The sequence below is a fragment of the Defluviimonas sp. SAOS-178_SWC genome (assembly GCF_039830135.1).
GTDB lineage: Bacteria > Pseudomonadota > Alphaproteobacteria > Rhodobacterales > Rhodobacteraceae > Albidovulum.
This window is the reverse complement of record NZ_CP156081.1, coordinates 2,169,899-2,189,780: the sequence shown is the minus strand read 5'-3', so window position 1 is coordinate 2,189,780 and position 19,882 is coordinate 2,169,899. Positions and strand designations below refer to the sequence as shown.

Annotated in this window: 21 protein-coding genes; 13 read left to right on the top strand and 8 right to left on the bottom strand. The window is 65.6% G+C overall.

Annotated features, from left to right (window positions below; genetic code table 11):
- Positions 1–163 precede the first annotated feature (163 nt).
- Complete coding sequence (locus V5734_RS11600) at positions 164–1,189, bottom strand: GlxA family transcriptional regulator (RefSeq protein ID WP_347309823.1); 1,026 nt, start codon at positions 1,187–1,189, stop codon at positions 164–166.
- A gap of 146 nt (positions 1,190–1,335) precedes the next feature.
- Between V5734_RS11600 and V5734_RS11595 the strand changes: the two genes are divergently transcribed.
- Positions 1,336–2,706, top strand: coding sequence for a class II 3-deoxy-7-phosphoheptulonate synthase (locus tag V5734_RS11595; RefSeq protein ID WP_347309822.1), 1,371 nt, complete (start codon positions 1,336–1,338; stop codon positions 2,704–2,706).
- Positions 2,707–2,790: 84 nt separating this feature from the next.
- Here V5734_RS11595 and V5734_RS11590 read toward each other — a convergent pair whose 3' ends face one another.
- Positions 2,791–3,411, bottom strand: coding sequence for a PAS domain-containing protein (locus tag V5734_RS11590; protein WP_347309821.1), 621 nt, complete (start codon positions 3,409–3,411; stop codon positions 2,791–2,793).
- A gap of 205 nt (positions 3,412–3,616) precedes the next feature.
- Here V5734_RS11590 and V5734_RS11585 point away from each other — a divergent pair, with 205 nt between their 5' ends.
- The 4 genes from V5734_RS11585 to V5734_RS11570 are packed head-to-tail and all read left to right on the top strand — an operon-like array spanning position 3,617 to position 6,883.
- Entirely contained in the window at positions 3,617–4,519 is a 903-nt protein-coding gene (locus tag V5734_RS11585) for a YicC/YloC family endoribonuclease (protein ID WP_347309820.1), read from the top strand.
- Between the two features lie 2 nt (positions 4,520–4,521).
- Complete coding sequence (gene gmk, locus V5734_RS11580) at positions 4,522–5,154, top strand: guanylate kinase (protein WP_347313622.1); 633 nt, start codon at positions 4,522–4,524, stop codon at positions 5,152–5,154.
- On the top strand, positions 5,151–5,675 hold the full coding sequence (locus tag V5734_RS11575) for a gamma carbonic anhydrase family protein (RefSeq protein WP_347309819.1): 525 nt from the start codon (positions 5,151–5,153) through the stop codon (positions 5,673–5,675). Before gmk ends, V5734_RS11575 begins: the two co-directional genes overlap by 4 nt.
- Positions 5,676–5,680: 5 nt before the next feature.
- Positions 5,681–6,883, top strand: coding sequence for a trans-sulfuration enzyme family protein (locus V5734_RS11570; protein WP_347309818.1), 1,203 nt, complete (start codon positions 5,681–5,683; stop codon positions 6,881–6,883).
- Here the strand turns inward: V5734_RS11570 and V5734_RS11565 are convergent.
- Positions 6,873–7,289, bottom strand: coding sequence for a hypothetical protein (locus V5734_RS11565; protein WP_347309817.1), 417 nt, complete (start codon positions 7,287–7,289; stop codon positions 6,873–6,875). The two genes, V5734_RS11570 and V5734_RS11565, sit on opposite strands and share 11 nt — an antisense overlap.
- 178 nt (positions 7,290–7,467) lie before the next feature.
- Here V5734_RS11565 and V5734_RS11560 point away from each other — a divergent pair, with 178 nt between their 5' ends.
- The 7 genes from V5734_RS11560 (at position 7,468) to phoB (ending at position 14,767) form a co-directional block, all read left to right on the top strand.
- Complete coding sequence (locus V5734_RS11560) at positions 7,468–8,508, top strand: ATP-binding protein (RefSeq protein ID WP_347309816.1); 1,041 nt, start codon at positions 7,468–7,470, stop codon at positions 8,506–8,508.
- A 145-nt stretch (positions 8,509–8,653) separates the two neighbouring features.
- Positions 8,654–9,679, top strand: coding sequence for a substrate-binding domain-containing protein (locus V5734_RS11555; protein ID WP_347309815.1), 1,026 nt, complete (start codon positions 8,654–8,656; stop codon positions 9,677–9,679).
- A 57-nt stretch (positions 9,680–9,736) separates the two neighbouring features.
- A complete protein-coding gene (gene pstC, locus V5734_RS11550) occupies positions 9,737–11,197 on the top strand; it encodes a phosphate ABC transporter permease subunit PstC (RefSeq protein WP_347309814.1) in 1,461 nt (486 codons plus the stop codon).
- Positions 11,194–12,537, top strand: coding sequence for a phosphate ABC transporter permease PstA (pstA, locus tag V5734_RS11545; RefSeq protein WP_347309813.1), 1,344 nt, complete (start codon positions 11,194–11,196; stop codon positions 12,535–12,537). The genes pstC and pstA overlap by 4 nt, the downstream gene beginning before the upstream one ends.
- A gap of 20 nt (positions 12,538–12,557) precedes the next feature.
- A complete protein-coding gene (pstB, locus tag V5734_RS11540) occupies positions 12,558–13,355 on the top strand; it encodes a phosphate ABC transporter ATP-binding protein PstB (RefSeq protein ID WP_347309812.1) in 798 nt (265 codons plus the stop codon).
- Positions 13,356–13,368: 13 nt separating this feature from the next.
- Complete coding sequence (gene phoU, locus V5734_RS11535) at positions 13,369–14,082, top strand: phosphate signaling complex protein PhoU (RefSeq protein WP_347309811.1); 714 nt, start codon at positions 13,369–13,371, stop codon at positions 14,080–14,082.
- Position 14,083: 1 nt separating this feature from the next.
- Complete coding sequence (phoB, locus tag V5734_RS11530) at positions 14,084–14,767, top strand: phosphate regulon transcriptional regulator PhoB (protein WP_347309810.1); 684 nt, start codon at positions 14,084–14,086, stop codon at positions 14,765–14,767.
- Positions 14,768–14,828: 61 nt separating this feature from the next.
- Here the strand turns inward: phoB and V5734_RS11525 are convergent, their stop codons facing one another.
- The 5 genes from V5734_RS11525 to V5734_RS11505 form a co-directional block, all read right to left on the bottom strand.
- Positions 14,829–15,152, bottom strand: coding sequence for a hypothetical protein (locus tag V5734_RS11525; RefSeq protein WP_347309809.1), 324 nt, complete (start codon positions 15,150–15,152; stop codon positions 14,829–14,831).
- Positions 15,153–15,235: 83 nt separating this feature from the next.
- Positions 15,236–16,258, bottom strand: a complete 1,023-nt coding sequence (arsB, locus tag V5734_RS11520) for an ACR3 family arsenite efflux transporter (RefSeq protein WP_347309808.1) — start codon at positions 16,256–16,258, stop codon at positions 15,236–15,238.
- Entirely contained in the window at positions 16,259–16,735 is a 477-nt protein-coding gene (locus V5734_RS11515) for an arsenate reductase ArsC (RefSeq protein WP_347309807.1), read from the bottom strand. It abuts the gene before it with no gap.
- A 46-nt stretch (positions 16,736–16,781) separates the two neighbouring features.
- Positions 16,782–16,895: an entericidin EcnA/B family protein gene (locus V5734_RS11510; protein WP_347309806.1), complete on the bottom strand. Its 114-nt coding sequence runs from the start codon at positions 16,893–16,895 to the stop codon at positions 16,782–16,784.
- Positions 16,896–16,905: 10 nt separating this feature from the next.
- A complete protein-coding gene (locus V5734_RS11505; protein WP_347309805.1) occupies positions 16,906–18,720 on the bottom strand; it encodes an extracellular solute-binding protein in 1,815 nt (604 codons plus the stop codon).
- 324 nt (positions 18,721–19,044) lie between these two features.
- Between V5734_RS11505 and V5734_RS11500 the strand changes: the two genes are divergently transcribed.
- Positions 19,045–19,818 carry a 3-hydroxybutyrate dehydrogenase gene (locus tag V5734_RS11500; protein WP_347309804.1) on the top strand — a complete coding sequence of 258 codons (774 nt, stop codon included), beginning with the start codon at positions 19,045–19,047 and terminating at the stop codon, positions 19,816–19,818.
- The last annotated feature ends 64 nt before the right edge of the window (positions 19,819–19,882 follow it).

Sequence of the window (19,882 nt, the reverse complement as noted above, 5' to 3'; positions counted from 1 at the left end):
GGCGAAAAGAAAAGCCATTCGCTGCACGGGTGATCGCGGCAATTTCAATGGAATGCCGCCGGACGTAACGTCAACCGCGCGGGATGGCAACGAGAGGCCATGAGCGTGACGGCCGTGAACCGCGCGACGAATTTTGCGCGTCTGCCCCCCTGGCGGATGACGGTCACACCGACAGGCGCGGCGGCGTGATTGTCTGCGTGCCGTGGCTGCCGCGTTCGCGGTAGGGCGTCGTCTTGTAGTGCGCGCGGTAGCATTTCGAGAAATGCGAGGGGCTGGCGAAACCGCAGGCGAGCGCCACGTTGATCACGCTCATGTCGGTCTGCATCAGCAGGTTGCGCGCCTTCTGAAGCCGGAGTTCCATGTAGTACCGCTTCGGCGAGCGGTTCAGGTAGCGCCGGAACAGCCGTTCGAGTTGGCGCGTCGACATCCCCACATCGGCCGCCAGATCCGCCGGGCTGATCGGATCCTCGATATTCTGCTCCATCATCTGGATGACCTGGGAGAGCTTCGGATGCCGCACCCCGATCCGGGTCGGAATCGACAGCCGCTGCGTGTCCTGGTCGGTGCGGATCGAGGAATAGATGAGCTGGTCGGCGACGGTGTTGGCAACTTCCTCGCCATGATCCTGCGCGATGATCTTCAGCATCATGTCGATCGAGGCGGTGCCCCCGGCCGTCGACATGCGATTGCCGTCGATGACGAAGACCGACTTCGTCAGCCTCACATCCTCGAATTCCTCAAGGAAACTGTCCTGGTTCTCCCAGTGGATCGTTGCGCGCTTGCCGTCGAGAAGACCGGCCTTCGCGACCGTGTAGGCGGCGGTGCAGAGCCCGCCGATGGCGACGCCACGGCGCGCCTCGCGGCGGAGCCAGTTGAGGATCGGCTTCGAAGTCGCCGACTGGACGTCGATGCCACCGCAGACGAGGACGGTATCCTCGCGCTCGATTTCGTCCAACCCCATGTCGAGCTTGAAGGAAGCGCCGTTGGAACAGGTGCTCTCCGTCCCGTTTTCACCGGCGAGGATCCAGGTGTAAGCCGGGCGTCCGATCACCCGGTTGGCGATCCGCAAGGGTTCGATTGCTCCGGCGAAGGAGAGCATGGTAAAATTGTTGAGAAGAAGGAAGACGAACCGTCTTTGCCGCAGCGCGGAGTTCGTTTCCTTGGTGCCGCGCGCCGAACCGACTGACATTATGCGACCCGTATTTGTCGTTTTGGTAACAGAAGCACTAATGGTTGGCTGCCGCAAGGGCGATTTCGATCCCATATAGGTTTGCAGCCCGCCGGCCACTTCGTTATAAGCCGCGCGTTATCGCTAAAGCCTTCAGGAGAGATAAGATGACCAAGGGCTGGACCAAATCCGACTGGCGCAAGAAGCCTCGGGTGCAGATGCCAGACTATCCGGACCAGGCCGCGCTGGGTGCCGTTGAGGCGCAACTTGCCGCCTATCCGCCCCTGGTCTTTGCCGGCGAGGCGCGTACGCTTAAGCGCGCGCTCGGCGACGTGGCCGCCGGCCGGGCGTTCCTTCTGCAGGGTGGCGACTGCGCCGAGAGCTTCTCGGAATTCTCCGCCGACAATATCCGTGACACGTTCAAGGTGCTGTTGCAGATGGCCATCGTGCTGACCTGGGGCGCCAAGCTTCCGGTCGTCAAGATCGGTCGCATGGCGGGCCAGTTCGCCAAGCCGCGCTCCGCCCCGACCGAGGTCATCGGCGGTCAGGAACTGCCGTCCTATCGCGGCGACATCATCAATGGCTTCGACTTCACGGCCGATGCACGGATACCCGATCCGGCGCGGATGTTGCAGGCCTACACGCAGGCGGCGGCGTCGCTGAACCTCTTGCGCGCCTTCTCGACCGGGGGCTTCGCGGACATGCACCGGGTCCAGAGCTGGATCTCGGGGTTCACGGAAGAGGATGAGGCACAGCGCTACCGCGAGGTCGCGACCCGGATCCAGGACGCGATGGACTTCATGGCGGCCGCAGGCGTCACGTCCGACACCGTCCATGCGATGGCGGCGGTCGATTTCTACACCAGCCACGAGGCGCTGCTCTTGGAATACGAAGAGGCTTTGTGCCGGATCGATTCCACCTCCGGCCTGCCGGTCGCGGGGTCTGGCCACATGATCTGGATCGGCGACCGCACGCGGCAGCCGGACGGCGCACATGTTGAGTTCTGTCGCGGCGTGCAGAACCCGATCGGGCTGAAATGCGGCCCGTCGCTGTCGGCCGACGACCTCAAGGTGCTGCTGCGCAAGCTCAACCCCGAGAACGAGGCGGGGCGGCTGACTCTGATCGCGCGGTTCGGTGCCGGCAAGGTCGGCGACCACCTGCCGCGCCTCATCCGCGCGGTCGAGGAAGAGGGTGCCAGGGTCGTCTGGACCTGCGACCCGATGCACGGCAACACGATCAAGTCGGCCTCGGGCTACAAGACGCGGCCCTTCGATTCGGTCCTGCGCGAGGTGAAGGAGTTCTTCGGCGTCCACAAGGCCGAGGGCACGATCCCCGGCGGCGTGCATTTCGAGATGACCGGCAAGGACGTGACCGAATGCACCGGCGGTGTCCGCGCCGTCACCGACGAGGATCTGAGCGACCGCTATCACACCGCTTGCGACCCGCGCCTCAACGCCTCGCAGTCGCTGGAACTCGCCTTCCTCGTCGCCGAGGAGTTGCAGGGACGCCGGGCCATGCAGAAAGCCGCCGGCATGTAACCGTGAACGCAAAAAGGCGGCGGATCACGGACCCGCCGCCGGCACTCACAACGCACAGCGATGGCGGCCCTTCGGGGCCGCTTTTCATTCGTCGGAAACGACCAGCCTCAGATGCCCGCGGCTGCGGACCGGCTGCGGCGCGGCGCCTGCGAAGGGCGCGGCGGGTTCGGCGAACCCCGTCGGGGCCGGAACCGGCGGCACCCGGCGCGAGGGTAGGCTTTCGGCGATCGGGCTCACCAAGCTCTCAACAAGGTCGAAGCGGCGCGGCGTGCGGCCGATCGGTCCCTCGGCGGCGAGGCAACCGAGCGCCCGGCTGACATCGCCGAGATCGGAGCGCAGCGGCAGGATGAGGAGTTTCGCCGCCATCGTTGGCTTGCCAAGGCCCGACTCCGCGGCAAGGGTAAGCTCCGCCGTGCGCGGCCCGGTAAAGACGGCGTCGAGCAGACCAGCGATCTCCCGCCGCGCCTTCGGCGTGAAGAACGCGGTGAGCGGCATGCCCCGCACCTCCATTCCCATCAGGTCGTTGAGATGCATGCCCGCCAGCCGGAACCGGGCCACCTGCGGCGCGATCCGTTCCAGCACGAAGGCGTATTCCAGCGCGCGCTCGATTCCGCGCGGATCGACTTCGGACCGGTAGGGCACCGCGCGGCCGTCGCGGAGGGCTTCCCAATAGGCCCTGACCTCAGAAATGCACGGAAATCTCATATCCTTGCGGTATCCCGAAAGCGGAACGACCTTGTCCCGACCGTCAATAAACATGTTCACATCACACCTGCCGCAGTCACAAAAACGATCCGGCATTCCCTCCGCGTTGTGGCGGCGGTCAGGTTTTGTTAACCCTAGGGCCGGAATGATTACCCAAGTATTAATACACGCGTTTTCGCGGCGATCAGAGGGACAAAAGTCTTAAATGGTAAACGCACAACTGGTCTCGATGACGGGGTTCGCGTCCCGTCGCGGACAGGGCAGGGGCTATGCCTGGGCCTGGGAGATTCGGTCGGTCAACGGCAAGGGGCTCGACCTCAGGGTGCGGTTGCCGGACTGGATCGAAGGGCTTGAGCAGGCGGTGCGCGTGGAGGTCGGCAAAGTCGCCGCGCGGGGCAACGTGGCGCTGTCACTCAAAATCGCGCGCGAGGCCGGCGGCGAGGCGCTGAGGGTCAACGCGGCGGGGCTGGATGCCGTCATTGATGCCCTCGGCGTCGTGCGGGCGCGGGCCGAGGCGCTTGGGCTGACCCTGGCGGATCCGACGACGGCCGAGGTGCTGGCGCTGCGCGGGGTCACGGATCAGGGCGGCGAGGACGCGGAAACCGGGCTGCTGCTGGCCGCGCTTCTCGCCGATCTGGCGCCGCTCCTGAAGGATTTCGCCGCGATGCGGGCGGCCGAGGGAAGGGCGCTCGCCGCCGTGATCTCCGGGCAGGTTGACCGGATTGCCACCCTCGCGGCCGAGGCGAAGACCGCCGCCGACGCGCGGCGCCCCGAGATGGAAGAGGCGCTGACCGAGAACCTCGCCCGCGTCCTTGCCGGCGCTGCGGACGCCGATCCGGCCCGTGTCGCGCAGGAACTGGCGCTTCTCGTGGTCAAGGCCGACGTCACCGAAGAGCTTGACCGGCTCTCCGCCCATGTCGATGCCGCCCGTGCGCTTCTGGCGGAAAAGGGCGCCATCGGCCGCAAGTTCGACTTCCTGATGCAGGAGTTCATGCGCGAGGCGAATACACTATGCTCGAAGTCCGGCAATGCCGCTCTGACCCGGATCGGGCTTGACCTCAAGACCGTCATCGACCAGATGCGGGAGCAGGTTCAGAACGTGGAATGAGTATGAAACGCAAGGGCTTGCTGATCATTCTTTCGTCGCCCTCCGGGGCCGGCAAGTCGACCCTGGCGCGGCGGCTGATGGCCTGGGATCCGAGCCTCCGCTTTTCGGTCTCTGCCACGACCCGGCAGCCGCGACCCGGTGAGGTGGACGGGACGGATTACTATTTCCGCACGCGGTCGGAATTCGAGGCGATGGTCGCGGCCGGAGAGATGCTGGAACATGCCGAGGTTTTCGGCAATTTCTACGGCTCGCCGCGCGGTCCGGTCGAACAGGCGATTGCCGAAGGGCGCGATACGCTCTTCGATATCGACTGGCAGGGCGGGCAGCAGATCAAGCAGGCGATGGGCGACGATGTCGTCTCGATCTTCGTGCTGCCGCCGTCGATTGCCGAACTGGACCGGCGGCTGCGGACAAGAGGCCAGGATTCCGAGGCGGTGATCGCGGGCCGGATGGCGAAGTCGGAGGCCGAGATCAGCCACTGGGCCGAATATGACTATGTCCTCGTCAACGAGGACATCGACCGAACCGAAAACGACCTGAAGACCGTCTTGACCGCCGAGCGCATGCGGCGCGAACGTCAGCCGTGGCTGAGCGATTTCGTGCGTGGCCTGAACCGGGAGTTTGAAACGCGATGATCTATGAATTTGACGGCGTGGCGCCGGAGATCGGCGAAGATGCCTGGGTGGCGCCGGATGCCAACCTGATCGGCAGGGTGGTTCTTGAGGCGGGCGCCAATGTCTGGTTCGGCGCGACCCTGCGCGGCGACAACGAGGAGATTCGCGTGGGGCGCGGATCGAACGTTCAGGAAAACACCGTTTGCCACACCGATATGGGCTATCCGCTCGTGATCGGCGCGGATTGCACGATCGGCCACAAGGCGATGCTGCATGGCTGCACGATCGGCGACGGCTCTCTCGTCGGAATGGGCGCGACCATCCTGAACGGCGCCAGGATCGGCAAGGGCTGCCTGATCGGCGCGGGCGCGCTCGTCACCGAGGGCAAGGAGATCCCGGACGGCAGCCTCGTGATGGGGGCGCCGGGCAAGGTGGTGCGGATGCTCGACGAGGCCGCGCGGGAAAAACTCCTCGGCTCGGCAGCAGGCTACCGTGAGAAAGCAGGGCGGTTCCGGCAAGGGCTGAAGCCGGTCGGGTCCTGATCGCGATGAGCGACGGTTCTGACATTCCCGACAATCTCGTCCGCCGCGTGGGCTGGCCGGGAAGTGTGAGCCGCGCGGTAGCGACGCCGTTGCAGCCCTCGGTCGTCTACGCCTCAGCCGATCCCGATCAGCTCGACGCGCAGTACGAAGGGCGCCTTTCGGGCTTCACCTACGCCCGTGAGGGGCATCCGAACGCGGATGTCCTCGCGCAAAAGATCGACGCGCTGGAAGGGGCGCCGTTGACGGGCGGGCTGATCCTCGGTTCCGGCATGGCGGCGGTGTCGGCGGTGCTTCTCGGCCTTCTCAAGGCCGGGGACCGGGTTCTTGGCGGCAACCAGCTTTACGGGCGGAGCCTGCGGCTCATGTCGCAGGACCTGCCGCGCTTCGGGATCGGGGCGGATCTTGCCGACCCGACCGATGCAGAGGCGTTCCGCGCGGCGATCCGCCCGGAGACGCGGCTGATCCTGGTCGAGGTCGTGTCGAACCCGACCTTGCGGATCGCCGACATGGAGGCGATCCTGACCATCGGCCGCGAGGCCGGCATTCCCGTCGCGGTCGACAACACCTTCACCACCCCGCGCGGCTATCGGCCGTTCGATCATGGCGCCGACATCGTCATCCATTCGGTGACGAAGCTCTTGGCCGGCCATTCCGACGTGACGCTTGGCTATGTCGCGACGCGGGACCCATCGCAAAGGCAGGCGATCCGCGATTTTGCCGTCACGACCGGGATGACGCCAAGCCCGTTCGACTGCTGGCTGGCCGAGCGCGGACTGATGTCCTTCCACCTGCGCTACGACCGGGCGGAGGAGAACGCAGCGGCGTTGGCCGGGTTTCTCGCGGGGCAACCGGGCGTCCGGCGGGTGATCTATCCCGGCCGCTCCGATCATCCGGACCACAACCGCGCGGCCGGGCTTCTCGGCAAGCGCGGCGGCAACATGCTGTCCTTCGAGCTTGAGGGCGGTCGGGCGGCGGCGAACGCGCTCACGCGGGCGATGCCCGATGTCGCCTTCGCGCCGACGCTGGGCGACATCGGCACGACGCTGTCGCATCCCGCGTCGAGTTCCCACCGCGCGCTGACGCCCGAGGGCCGCGCCGCGCTTGGCATTTCGGAAGGGTTTTTCCGGGTGTCGGTGGGTGTCGAGGATATCGACCTTCTCCGTCGCGATATCGGCGCCGGCATCAAGGCGACGGCACTCAGCCGTTGACCCGCCCGGCATCGGGAAGGATGATCAGGTCGAAATCGAGCCCGGCCGCGTGGCTGCGCACTTCGGCGCGCACCGCATCCAGGTCGGGCAGGGGCGGCGTCAGGGCGCGAAGGGCGCCGCCAAAGCCAATCTTGGCCAGGCGGTCGACCAGGTCGAGAATGTCGAAATTCGATCCGAGCAACGGCGCGAGGACCGTATCGGGCATCACCTGAGCGAGGAATTGCAGGGTCAGCTCCTCGAAACGCGCCGCGATGCAGGCCCCGCCGAAGTCCTCGCGCAGGGCATCGAGAATGCCGGGCGCGAGGTCGAGCGCCAGAACGCGCGGGCCGCCATCGGCCGATGCCGATGCGGCCGCCTCCGTCGTGTCCGGGGGTGTCGTCGGTTTCCTGCCGTTAGGGTTTTGCATCGGTATTTCCGCAGCATGGAATGGCGCGAAGTCCGCGCGGATCGACTTTAAGGCGATCTGTGGCGCACGCCTTCCCTGACAGGTTTAGCCGATCTGCGTGGAAGAGCAATACGCCCGACGGGTTGATTTGCCGGTATTTTCGCCCGAGACAGAGGGCGGGAATGATTGGGAGACCGGCATGCAGAGGACCGATACACAGGTAATCCTCGAGGCGGTACCGACGGCGCTTGTACTGGTCGGTGCCGATCAGCGGGTCGTCGCCGCGAACCAGCCGGCGACCGCGCTGTTCGGCCTTGCGCTCGAAGGCCGGTCATGCAGCGCGTTCCTGCGCCATCCGGACTTCCTGAACGGGCTGGAGGCCTGCCTGTCCGACGGCGAAAGGCGCACGGCGCGGATCGTCATGACCGGCCCGGCAAGCGAGACGCATCTGGCGTTGACCTTCTCGGCCCTGCCCGTCGGCGGAAGGCGGGGCGTCCTCGTCGCGTTCGAGGATCTGACCGCGCTTGAGCACGCGGTGGCGATGCGGCGCGACTTCGTCGCCAATGTCAGCCACGAACTCCGAACCCCGCTGACCGCGCTGGTCGGCTTCATCGAGACGCTGCGGGGCGCCGCGCGCGACGATCCGGCGGCGCGCGAGCGATTCCTTGGCATCATGGAACGCGAATCCGGCCGGATGATCCGGTTGGTGAATGATCTTCTGTCGCTGAGCCGGGTCGAGGCGGAGGAACGCCGCCGGCCGGCCGAACAGGTGGAGATCGTCGGCCTCCTGCGCTCCACGCTCGCCACGCACCGGGATCAGGCCCGGGCCGCCGGCATCGAGCTGCGGCTGGAGGCGGGCGAGGACCGGGTGACGCTCAGGGCCGATTCCGACCAGTTGACGCAGGTCTTTCATAACCTCGTCGAGAATGCCGTGAAGTATGGCGGTTCGGGAAATGAGGTCATTGTCCGCGTGTCCAGACTGCAACGCGAGCCGGTGCTGCGCGGTCCCGCCGTGCAGGTCGAGGTTATCGACCGCGGCGAGGGGATCGACCCCTTGCACCTGCCGCGTCTCACCGAGCGATTCTACCGGGTTGATAGCGACCGGTCGCGCGAAAAGGGCGGCACCGGCCTTGGCCTCGCCATCGTGAAACATATCGTCAACCGCCACCGAGGCCGGTTCCGAATCGAAAGCGACGTGGGAAAAGGCAGCCGATTCATCGTGATCCTGCCGGCGGAATGACAGGCGTCAGTACGAGAAACCGGCACGGGTGGCACGGTGTCATGAAACCGTTACATCGCTGTCACAAAAGCATAGCCACGGATGCCTAGAGGGTGCACGAGGCCGCCGGGGATGGTGGCCGCAACGAGACTTGCAGGAGAATGCAATGAACACCGTCAAATTCACCGTTTCGGCGCTTGCCATGGCCGCCGCCGCCACCGCCGCCGACGCCCGCGACCAGATCCAGATCGCCGGTTCCTCGACTGTGCTGCCTTACGCCACGATCGTCGCCGAGGCGTTCGGCGAGAACTTCGACTTCCCGACCCCGGTCGTCGAAGGCGGCGGTTCGGGTGCCGGCCGCAAGAAACTCTGCGAAGGCGTGGGCGAGAACACCATCGACATCGCCAATTCCTCCAGCCGCATCAAGCAGTCGGATATCGACCTCTGCACCCAGAACGGCGTGAACGAGATCATGGAAGTGCGCATCGGCTATGACGGCATCGTCTTCGCCTCGGACATCGCCGGCGCCGAATTCGCCTTCACCCCCGCCGACTGGTACGGCGCGCTGGCCGCGAAGGTGATGAAGGACGGCGCGCTTGTCGACAACACCGCGAAGACCTGGGCCGACGTGAACCCGGCGCTTCCCGCGCAGGACATCCTCGCCTTCATCCCGGGCACCAAGCACGGCACCCGTGAAGTCTTCGACGTGAAGGTGCTGGAAGCGGGCTGCGAGGCCACCGGCGCCGCCGAAGCCATGAAGGCCGCAGGCGACGAGAAGGCCGAAGGCTGCCTGTCGCTGCGCACCGACGGCGCGTCGGTCGATATCGACGGCGACTATACCGAGACGCTGGCCCGCATCGACGCCAACAAGAACGCCATCGGCGTGTTCGGCCTGTCGTTCTACCAGAACAACACCGACAAGCTGCGCGTCGCCACGATGGACGGCGTCGTCCCGTCGACCGAGAGCATCGCCTCGGGCGATTATCCGGTCTCGCGTCCCCTCTACTTCTACGTCAAGACGGCGCATCTCGGCGTGATCCCGGGCCTGCAGGAATACATCGACTTCTTCGTCTCCGACGACATGGCTGGCCCCGATGGTCCGCTCGCCGAATACGGCCTCGTCTCGGATCCGGAGCTTGCGGCGACGCAGGAAATGGTTGCGGCCGGCACCCCGATGGCTCCGCTGAACTGATCTGACACGCGCGGGTGGCGCCTTGGCGCCGCCCGTTTCCCTTTCCGGAAGGCCGACATGAGCATATCCGTCCTCGTCCTGATCGTCCTGGCCATCGCGTTGGCCGGATATGTCCTGGCCCGCCGCCGGGCCCTGGCGCTTTCGGGCGGGGACAAGCGGAAGCTGCATTCGCTGATCGGCTATTACGGCCAGACCGTCTTTCTCTTCGCCTCGGTGCCGGCGCTCCTTCTGCTGGGCGCCTGGCTGTTCGCGCAGCCCATCGTGATCGAGAGTCGGGTCGCGTCGATCATCACCCCGGCCGATATCCCCGAGGGCGGATCGCTCGATCTGGTGATGAGCGACGTGCGCCGGGTCGCGGGCGGCCTCGATGCGGTTGCCGCGTCGGACGGGTTGAGCGAGGACCAGCTTGAGGCAATGGAAGCCGATGTCTCCACCGTCCGCGCCCGGCTCGCCACTGTCGGCGTGGCGCTTGGCGCCGAGGTGAAGCCGAACGTGTTCGAGGCGGCAACGGTCTATCGCGAGGCGCTGAAGTCGTCGCGCCTGGCGATGGCGGTGGCGGTGTTGGCCGTTTCGCTTGCGGGGCTCGCACTGTCCTACCGGCTCGTCCGCCCGGAATTCCGTGCCCGCATCGCCTTCGAGGGCTTCCTCGTCGCGCTCCTGATCGGCGCCTCGCTGGTCGCGGTCCTGACGACTTTCGGCATCGTCGCCTCGCTCCTCTTCGAGAGCATTCATTTCTTCCAGCTTTACCCCGCCAGGGATTTCCTATTCTCGCTGACATGGAACCCGCAGTTCCGGGGCGGCTCCGACCTCGGCATCTGGCCCCTGCTTTGGGGGACGCTCTACGTCTCGTTCGTGGCGCTGCTCTTCGCGGTGCCGGTGGGCATGATGATCGCGATCTACCTTTCGGAATATGCCTCGAAGCGGATGCGGTCGGTGGCGAAGCCGGCGATCGAGATCCTCGCGGGCATTCCGACCATCGTCTACGGTCTTTTCGCGCTGATCACGGTCGGCCCGTTCCTGCGCGACTATTTCGCCCAGCCGATGGGCCTCGGGTCCTCGTCGTCGTCGGTGATGACGGCGGGTCTCGTCATGGGGATCATGCTGATCCCCTTCGTCTCGTCCTTGAGCGATGACGTCATCAACGCGGTGCCGCAATCCATGCGGGACGGATCCTACGGCCTTGGCGCCACGCAGTCCGAGACCGTGCGGCAGGTGATCCTGCCCGCCGCGCTGCCGGGCATCGTCGGCGCGATCCTTCTGGCGGCAAGCCGCGCCATCGGCGAAACGATGATCGTCGTCATGGGGGCAGGCGCCGCCGCGCGTCTGGGCCTCAACCCGTTCGAGGCGATGACCACGATCACCGTGAAGATCGTCAGCCAGCTGACCGGCGATACCGAATTCGCCTCGCCCGAAACGCTGGTCGCCTTCGCGCTCGGGATGATGCTCTTCATCTTCACGCTGGGGTTGAACGTCATCGCGCTGGTCGTGGTGCGCAAATACCGGGAGCAGTACGAATGACCGACGCCACCGCCGCCACGCCGCCGCGCCACGGCTCGCTTCTGTCGGCCGACGACCGCACGCGCCGACGCAACGCGGCCGAACGCCGCTTCCGCCTCTACGGCCTTGTCGCCGTCGGCATCGCCATCGCGGCACTGATCGTCCTTTTGACCTCGATCCTCTGGAACGGAAGCAGCGCCTTTCGTCAGACCTTCCTGCATCTCGACATCCATCTCGACGAAAAGGTGCTCGACAAATCCGGCGCCCGCGACATCGAGGTGATGAAAAAGGTCACGACCATCGGCTACGGCAAGCTGATCGACGGCGCCTTGAAGGCGATGATCGAAGCCGAAGGGATCGCCATCGAAGGGCTTTCTGCCAAAGACGTGTCCGACATGACCTCCAAGGAGGCGGCCGCGCTGGTCAGGAACCGGGTTCTCGCCCATCCCGATCTCGTCGGGCAGACGGTGTCGTTCAAGGTTCTCGCCAATGGCCGGATCGACGGCTACCTCAAGGGACGGGTGACGAAAGAGAGCGCGGAGCGCGACAGCAACGTCTCGCCCAACCAGCTCCTGCTGGCCGACGCCTTGCGCGACAAGGGCATCCTCAGCCGGGACTTCAACTGGGACTTCCTCACGGCCGCCGACGCCTCCGAGCTTCGACCCGAGGCGGCGGGCCTTGGCGTGGCGATCCTCGGATCGGCCTACATGATGATCATCGTCCTGGTGCTGTCGCTGCCGATCGGCGTCGCCACGTCGATCTATCTTGAGGAATTCGCGCCGCAGAACCGCTGGACCGACCTCATCGAGGTCAACATCTCCAACCTCGCGGCCGTGCCGTCGATCGTTTACGGCATCCTTGGCCTCGCGATCTTCATCAATTTCGCCGGGTTGCCGCAATCCGCGCCGATCGTCGGCGGCCTCGTGCTGACGCTGATGACGCTGCCGCGCATCATCATTCCGACGCGTGCGGCGTTGAAGTCGGTGCCGCCCTCGATCCGCGAAGCCGCGCTTGGCGTCGGTGCGTCGAAGATGCAGTCGATCCTGCACCACGTCCTGCCGCTGGCGATGCCCGGTATCCTGACCGGGACGATCATCGGCCTTGCGCAGGCCCTGGGCGAGACCGCGCCGCTGCTTCTCATCGGCATGGTCGCCTTCGTGCGCGACTATCCGGGGGCCCCGCCAGAGGGATTCTTCGATCCGGCCTCGGCCCTGCCGGTGCAGGTCTACAACTGGACCCAGCGCGCCGATCCGGCCTTTGTCGAACGGGCCTCGGGCGCGATCATCGTGCTCTTGGTCTTCCTACTCATCATGAACGCGGTGGCGATCGTGCTGCGCCGCAAATTCGAACGGCGCTGGTAAAAATGGCGGAGACTGCGACAATGGACGATATGCGACTGGCGGAGAAGACAGTGAGCGCAGCCGAGGTCAAGATCGCCGCGCGGGGCGTGCAGGTCTATTATGGCGACAACCACGCCATCAAGGATGTCGATGTCGACATCGACGACCGGACGGTGACGGCCTTCATCGGGCCGTCGGGTTGCGGAAAGTCGACCTTCCTGCGCTGCCTCAACCGGATGAACGACACGATCCCGATCTGCCGGGTCGAGGGCAAGATCACTCTCGACGGCGAAGACATCTACGACAAGCGCGTCGATCCGGTGCAGCTGCGCGCCAAGGTTGGCATGGTGTTCCAGAAGCCGAACCCCTTCCCGAAATCGATCTACGATAACGTTGCCTATGGTCCGAAGATCCACGGCCTGAACCGCAACAAGGCCGAGCTGGACGAGATCGTCGAAACCTCGCTCAGGAAGGCGGCGCTCTGGAACGAGGTGAAGGACCGGCTCGCCCAGCCCGGCACCGGGCTTTCGGGCGGCCAGCAGCAGCGGCTTTGCATCGCGCGCGCCATCGCGACCTCGCCCGAGGTGCTGCTGATGGACGAACCCTGTTCGGCGCTCGATCCGATCGCCACGGCGCAGGTCGAGGAACTGATCGACGAGCTCCGCTCGCAATTCTCGGTCGTCATCGTGACCCATTCGATGCAGCAGGCCGCCCGCGTGAGCCAGCGCACCGCCTTCTTCCATCTCGGCAACCTCGTCGAATTCGGCGAGACCAGCCAGATCTTCACCAATCCACGCGATCCGCGCACGGAAAGCTACATCACCGGCCGGATCGGCTGAGGGAGACCCGGACATGAGCGAACAACATATCATGCGCGCCTTCGACCGCGATCTGGAGACGATCCAGGCCCTGGTCATGAGAATGGGCGGCATGGTCGAAACCGCGATCCTCGAAGCGGCGCAGGCGCTCGAGACCCGCGACGAGGACCTGGCCGAAAAGGTCCGCGCAGGCGACAAGGCCATCGACGCGCTGGAAGAGAAGATCAACGAAGAGGCGGCCCGGCTCATCGCGCTTCGCGCGCCGACGGCGTCGGACCTCCGCACCGTTCTGTCGGTGATGAAGATCGCCGCCAGCCTCGAACGGGTCGGCGACTATGCCAAGAACATGGCCAAGCGGGCCAATGTCCTCGGCCAGATGGCGGCGGTCGCCGGGGCTGCGGGATCGCTTCGGCGAATGGCGAAGACCGTCGTCGCGATGCTCTCGGATGCGCTCGACGCCTACAACACCCGCGACGTGGCCCTGGCCGAGGACGTCCGCAACCGCGACCGCGACGTCGACCAGATGTATAACGCGTTGTTCCGCGAATTCCTGACCCACATGATGGAAGACCCGCGCAACATCACCGCCTGCATGCATCTGCATTTCATCGCCAAGAACGTCGAGCGGATGGGCGACCATGCGACGACGATCGCGGAACAGGTGATCTACCTCGTCACCGGCTCGGTTCCCGAGGAAAGCCGCCCGAAGGCCGACAGCGTGACCTCGATCGGGGTCGAGGGAAACTGAGATGCAGGCGCCGACGGTTCTTGTCGTTGAGGACGAACCCGCCCAACGGGAGGTTCTCGCCTACAACCTCGAAGCGGAAGGCTTCCGCGTCTCCCAGGCCGATAACGGCGAGGAGGCGCTGCTGCTTGTCGCCGAGGAAACGCCTGATCTGATCGTGCTCGATTGGATGCTGCCGAGCGTCTCCGGGATCGAGGTCTGCCGGCGGCTGAAATCGCGGCCCGAGACCAAGGCGGTGCCGATCATCATGCTCTCGGCCCGGTCGGAAGAGGTCGATCTGGTGCGGGGGCTTGAAACCGGCGCCGACGACTACATGGTCAAGCCCTATTCCGTGGTCGAACTGATGGCGCGGGTGCGCACGCAGCTTCGCCGCTCCCGTCCCTCGGCGATGGGCGAGGTGCTGGAATACGAGGACATCACGCTCGATCCCGAAACACACCGTGTCCACCGCGGCGGCAAGGTGCTGAAGCTCGGGCCGACGGAGTTCCGGCTTCTGACGACGTTCATGGAAAAGCCCGGCCGGGTCTGGAGCCGCGAACAGTTGCTCGACCGGGTCTGGGGGCGCGACATCTACGTCGACACGCGCACAGTGGATGTCCATGTCGGCCGCCTCAGGAAGGCGCTTTGCATTCATGGCGGCGAAGATCCGGTGCGGACGGTGCGCGGTGCGGGGTATGCGCTCGGCTGATCCCGCGGCGCGGAGCATCTGCGTCACTCCGGTCACGTCTGCGCGACCGCAGGTCGCCCGGCTATTCCCCGCCGTCGTCGCCGAAGCGGGAATCGTCGTCGGATTCGTCCTCGCCCTCCGGCAGGAACTTCCCCGAAAGCCGGATCGAGTGGTCGTCATGACGGGGATCCATCACCACGTCTGACGGCAGTTCGCCCGAGAGCCAGTCGCGGATCTCCTCGCGCGCATCGCCGGGCTCGGTCTCGGTCAGCCGGGCGATATAGGCGATGAAGGCGCGCTGGTCGCCGTCGATCTCCTCAAGCTCGTCCTCGTCGGCGTCGGGCCACTTGTCGATGATCGCTTCGAAGAATGCGGGCCAGTTTTCCTGGACGTGGTGCCATTTCATTGTGGGATCTCTGTCGGTTCGGATCTGTCGTTAGAACCGATCTTGCCCCCGTTTGAGCGCGGGGGAAAGGGGCGTCGCGACATTCAGCCGGCCGGAAACCAACCCCGTGTGCGGTTGGCGAACCAGACGAGCGACAGCATCACCGGCACCTCGACCAGGACCCCGACGACGGTGGCGAGCGCCGCCCCGGACTCGAGCCCGAAGAGCGAGATCGCGACGGCGACCGCCAGTTCGAAGAAGTTCGACGTGGCAATCATGCAGGCGGGCGCCGCGACGGTGTGCGGAAGCCGCAGCACATGGGCGCCGACATAGGCCAGCGCGAAGATGCCGTAGGACTGAATGAGAAGTGGCACCGCGATCAGCGCGATGGCCAGCGGCTGGGCAAGGATCGTTCCGGCCTGAAAGCCGAAGAGGAGGACGACGGTCGCGAGAAGCCCGATCACGGACCAGGGCTTCATCCGGGCGAGGAACGCCTCGACCGCGTGGCTGTCCGACCGCGCCTCCAGCCGCCGGCGCGTCACGATCCCGGCGGTGAGCGGCAGGAGCACATAGAGCACGACGGAGAGAAGAAGCGTCTCCCACGGCACGACGATATCGGTGACGCCGAGCAGGAAGGCGGTGATCGGCGCGAAGAGGAAGATCATGATCACGTCGTTCACCGAGACCTGCACGAGCGTGTAGTTCGGATCGCCGCGCGTCAGCTGGCTCCAGACGAAGACCATCGCGGTGCAGGGCGCGACGCCGAGAAGGATCATCCCGGCGATGTATTCCCCGGCCGTGCCGGGATCGACGAAATCCGCCCAGACGACGCGGAAGAAGAGCCAGCCGAGCGCCGCCATGGTGAAGGGCTTGATGAGCCAGTTGACGACGAGCGTCAGGATGAGGCCGCGCGGGCGTGTGCCGATATCCTTGATCGCGGCGAAATCGACCTGGACCATCATCGGGTAGATCATGATCCAGATGAAGGCAGCGACGACAAGGTTGACCCGATGAAGCTCAAGCCCTGCGACAAGCTGGAAAAGGCCCGGAAAGGCGAGACCGAGAAGAACGCCCGCAAGGATGCAGAGCGCCACCCAGACCGACAGGAACCGTTCGAAAATGCCCATCTAAGCCTCCACTCCGATGGCTCCGATCTCCCGCGAAAGCGTGGCCCGGTCAAGGGTTTCAAGGGGCAGGCCGAGAAACCGCGCGGCTCGGGCGTTCAGTGCCGAGAAGGCGGCTTCAAAGGCTGCGGGGGCGTCGGCATCGGCGGTAGAGGCCGGATCCTCGACCCCCCAATGGGCGCGAAGCGGCGCTCCGGGCCACATCGGGCAGGTCTCCCCCGCCGCCGAGCCGCAGACGGTGATCACGAGGTCCATCGCCGGCGCGTCGGGTCCGGCGAATTCATCCCAGCTTTTGGAGCGCAGCCCGGCCGTGTCGAAGCCCTTGGCCGCGAGCAGCGCCAGCGAGCGCGGGTGGACGCGCCCGGCCGGTTTCGATCCGGCGGAGAACGCCAGGACGCGGCCGGCGCCGTCACGGTTCAGGATCGCTTCGAGCAGGATCGAGCGGGCGGAGTTGCCGGTGCAGAGGACAAGAATGTTCATGCCCGTCCTCTACGGCGCTCCTGTAACGGATTTGCGACGTTCGGGATCAGAACCAGCTTTGCACGGTGCGCGCGCCGCCCGAAACATCGTCGCCGACACCCGCAATCGTGTTGCAGGCCGCGAGACCGGACAGGAGCGCGATGAGGATCAGTCTGCGCATGGGCCAATTCCTATTCTTCGTACCACCAGACTTCGGGCTGGAAGCCCGGCCAATCCCCGTATAGCGGAATCCGCTCGGGGTAGTGAAGATGCGCCGAATGCGCGATCCGCGACACTTTCGAGAACCAGACGGGGATCACATAGCGCCCCGCCGTGAGGATGCGGTCGAGCGCCTGCGTCGCGGCGATGAAATCCTCCTGGCTGCGGGCGCCGGTCATCTCGGCCACCATCGCCTCGGCGGCGGGCGAGTTCATGCCCATCCAGTTGCGGCTGCCGGGTTCGGCGACACCATTGGCGCCCCAGTAAAGCATCTGCTCGTTGCCGGGGCTGAGCGAGAGCGAGCGCGTGTACCAGGCCATGTCGAATTGGTAGTTGTTGGTGCGCTCCTTGTACTGGGCGCTGTCGACGCTGGTCACGCGGGGCGTGATCCCGAGGGTCTTCAGCGCCTCGACATAGATGTCGGTGATCGTCTGGGTCTCGGTCGCGCCGGACGACAGGACAATCTCGAATTCGAAGGGTGCGCCGCCGGCATTCCTGAGGGCGCCGTCCTGCACCGACCAGCCGGCCTCTTCGAGAAGCGCGATGGCCTTTCTCAGATTGCCGCGGTCGAGCGCCTTGGCGGCGTTCCCCTCGGGCAGCGCATAGCCCTCGATCGTGCCGGGCGGCAGGTCGGCGGCATAGGGGGCGAGCAGTTCCGCCACCCGGCCGGTCGCCGGCCCATGACCCATGCCGAGAACCGAGTTCGAGAAATACGAGGTGATGCGCGGCTCGGTGCCGCCGTTCAGGGTCTGGTTGATGAATTCGAAGTTGAAGGCGAGGATCATCGCCTCGCGCACACGCCAGTCGGCGAAAATCGGGTTGCGCGTGTTCATGACGAGACCGGTGATCCCCGAAGGCCGTTGGTTCGCGATCTCGGATTTCACCACCTCACCGGACTGGATCGCGGCGAAATCGTACTGGCTGGCCCACTTGGCCGAATTGGCCTCGCGCAGGCTCGTCGTCTCGCCGGCGGTGAAGGCCTGGAAGACCACGTCGCCATCGCCGAAATAGTCGTAGCGGATCTCGTCGAAATTGTTCTGGCCCTTGTTGAAGGCAAGATCCTTGCCCCAATAGTCGGGGTTGCGCTTGAAGGTGATGAACCGGCCGGGTTCGAAATCAGCGACGACATAGGGGCCGGTGCCCATCGGCACGTCGAGCGAGCTTTCGGCGAAATCCTTGCCCTCCCACTGTGCCTTCTTCAGGATCGGCCGTATTCCCATGAGAAGCGCCAGTTCCCGGTCGGGAGCGTTGAAGGTGAAGCGGACCGACCGCGCCCCGGTCTGTTCCATCGACGCGACCTTCGACCAGGTGCCTTTGTAGCGGGGATGGCCGACGGTCCCGAGGGTCTCGTAGCTCCACATCACGTCCTCGACAGTGACGGGGCTGCCGTCGGAGAATCGCGCTTCGGGGCGGAGGGTGAATTCGACCCAGTTCCGGTCCGCATCGGTCTCCACCGATTCGGCGAGAAGGCCGTAGAGCGAGAACGGCTCGTCGATGGACCGGCCCATCAATGTCTCGACCGTGTGGATGCCGAGGCCCCAGGGCGCGTTGCCTTTCAGGATATAGGGGTTGAGCGAATCGAAACCGCCGGGTTCGCCGAAAACGATGCGTCCGCCCTTCGGTGCGTCGGGGTTTGCGTAGGGCAGGGACACAAAATCGGGTGGCAGCGCCGGGCGGCCATACATAGCTATGCCGTGCTGCGGTTCGGCCTGCACGGCCGGCCCGGCCAGAAGGCCAAGGCCGAGGGTCAGCGCGCATCCGAAACGAATGAAAAAATCCGGTCGCATTTCAGCAACAATCCTGACTGCCCTTGTTTCGTTGGCGCCGACGCTATCCGGGCTTCCCTGCCTTTTCAAACTTTTAGCTTGGCCAGTGGCAAAGGACCGCGTATAAAGTGACTACTGCTCGATAGGTTTCTTGCCTGTATGAAACCTGCCTCAATAACTTAACGCCCGCCTCGCGCGGGCGTTTTTTTCTGGGCATTTCGCGGTCTGGCGGGGAGATCGGCGGCGGTCGGGGAATCGCCCCTTCGGCGCCGGCCAAGAAACCCCCTGTTCTTTGCGCTCGCGGCATCTATTCTTGCCGCATCGCAACAAGAGGGGGCACGCGCCATGACATTGACCGGCAAGACAGCGATCATCACCGGCTCCAATTCCGGTATCGGACTGGGCGTCGCCCGCGAACTGGCCCGGGCGGGCGCGGACGTGGTGCTGAACTCCTTTACTGACCGGGACGAGGATCACGCGCTGGCCGAAAGCCTCGGCGGGGAGTTCGGCGTGACGGCGCGTTACGTCCCGGCGGACATGTCGAAAGGCGCGGAGTGCCGGGCACTGGTTGAAAAGGCCGGTCGCTGCGACATCCTCGTCAACAATGCCGGGATCCAGCATGTCGCGCCGGTCGAGGAGTTTCCGGTCGAGAAATGGGAGGCGATCCTGGCGATCAACCTCTCCTCGGCCTTCCACACCACGGCCGCCGCGCTGCCGGGAATGCGCGCGAAGGGCTGGGGCCGGATCGTCAATATCGCCTCGGCGCACGGGCTGACCGCCTCGCCCTTCAAGTCGGCCTATGTCGCGGCCAAGCACGGGGTGGTGGGCCTGTCGAAGACCGTCGCGCTGGAAACGGCGGGGCAGGGGATCACCTGCAACGCGATCTGCCCGGGCTACGTGCTGACGCCGCTCGTGGAGGCGCAGATCCCCGACCAGATGAAGGTCCACGACATGGACCGCGAGACCGTGATCCGCGAGGTGATGTTGCAGCGCCAGCCGTCGCGCCAGTTCGCGACGGTCGAGGAGATCGGCGGCACGGCGGTCTTCCTGTGCTCGCCGGCGGCGGCGCAGATCACCGGCACGACGATCTCGGTCGACGGCGGCTGGACGGCGCTCTGACCGGTTTCGCCTGCTGGCGCAGGCGATCCGCCGGGGGCGCTGCCCCCCGGTCCCCCCGGAGTAT

Bases quoted from the DNA above. Each gene is read 5' to 3' on its own strand.
- V5734_RS11600 (WP_347309823.1), bottom strand. From the start codon at position 1,189: ATGTCAGTCGGTTCGGCGCGCGGCACCAAGGAAACGAACTCCGCGCTG.
- V5734_RS11595 (WP_347309822.1), top strand. From the start codon at position 1,336: ATGACCAAGGGCTGGACCAAATCCGACTGGCGCAAGAAGCCTCGGGTG.
- V5734_RS11590 (WP_347309821.1), bottom strand. From the start codon at position 3,411: ATGAGATTTCCGTGCATTTCTGAGGTCAGGGCCTATTGGGAAGCCCTC.
- V5734_RS11585 (WP_347309820.1), top strand. From the start codon at position 3,617: ATGGTAAACGCACAACTGGTCTCGATGACGGGGTTCGCGTCCCGTCGC.
- gmk (WP_347313622.1), top strand. From the start codon at position 4,522: ATGAAACGCAAGGGCTTGCTGATCATTCTTTCGTCGCCCTCCGGGGCC.
- V5734_RS11575 (WP_347309819.1), top strand. From the start codon at position 5,151: ATGATCTATGAATTTGACGGCGTGGCGCCGGAGATCGGCGAAGATGCC.
- V5734_RS11570 (WP_347309818.1), top strand. From the start codon at position 5,681: ATGAGCGACGGTTCTGACATTCCCGACAATCTCGTCCGCCGCGTGGGC.
- V5734_RS11565 (WP_347309817.1), bottom strand. From the start codon at position 7,289: ATGCAAAACCCTAACGGCAGGAAACCGACGACACCCCCGGACACGACG.
- V5734_RS11560 (WP_347309816.1), top strand. From the start codon at position 7,468: ATGCAGAGGACCGATACACAGGTAATCCTCGAGGCGGTACCGACGGCG.
- V5734_RS11555 (WP_347309815.1), top strand. From the start codon at position 8,654: ATGAACACCGTCAAATTCACCGTTTCGGCGCTTGCCATGGCCGCCGCC.
- pstC (WP_347309814.1), top strand. From the start codon at position 9,737: ATGAGCATATCCGTCCTCGTCCTGATCGTCCTGGCCATCGCGTTGGCC.
- pstA (WP_347309813.1), top strand. From the start codon at position 11,194: ATGACCGACGCCACCGCCGCCACGCCGCCGCGCCACGGCTCGCTTCTG.
- pstB (WP_347309812.1), top strand. From the start codon at position 12,558: ATGGACGATATGCGACTGGCGGAGAAGACAGTGAGCGCAGCCGAGGTC.
- phoU (WP_347309811.1), top strand. From the start codon at position 13,369: ATGAGCGAACAACATATCATGCGCGCCTTCGACCGCGATCTGGAGACG.
- phoB (WP_347309810.1), top strand. From the start codon at position 14,084: ATGCAGGCGCCGACGGTTCTTGTCGTTGAGGACGAACCCGCCCAACGG.
- V5734_RS11525 (WP_347309809.1), bottom strand. From the start codon at position 15,152: ATGAAATGGCACCACGTCCAGGAAAACTGGCCCGCATTCTTCGAAGCG.
- arsB (WP_347309808.1), bottom strand. From the start codon at position 16,258: ATGGGCATTTTCGAACGGTTCCTGTCGGTCTGGGTGGCGCTCTGCATC.
- V5734_RS11515 (WP_347309807.1), bottom strand. From the start codon at position 16,735: ATGAACATTCTTGTCCTCTGCACCGGCAACTCCGCCCGCTCGATCCTG.
- V5734_RS11510 (WP_347309806.1), bottom strand. From the start codon at position 16,895: ATGCGCAGACTGATCCTCATCGCGCTCCTGTCCGGTCTCGCGGCCTGC.
- V5734_RS11505 (WP_347309805.1), bottom strand. From the start codon at position 18,720: ATGCGACCGGATTTTTTCATTCGTTTCGGATGCGCGCTGACCCTCGGC.
- V5734_RS11500 (WP_347309804.1), top strand. From the start codon at position 19,045: ATGACATTGACCGGCAAGACAGCGATCATCACCGGCTCCAATTCCGGT.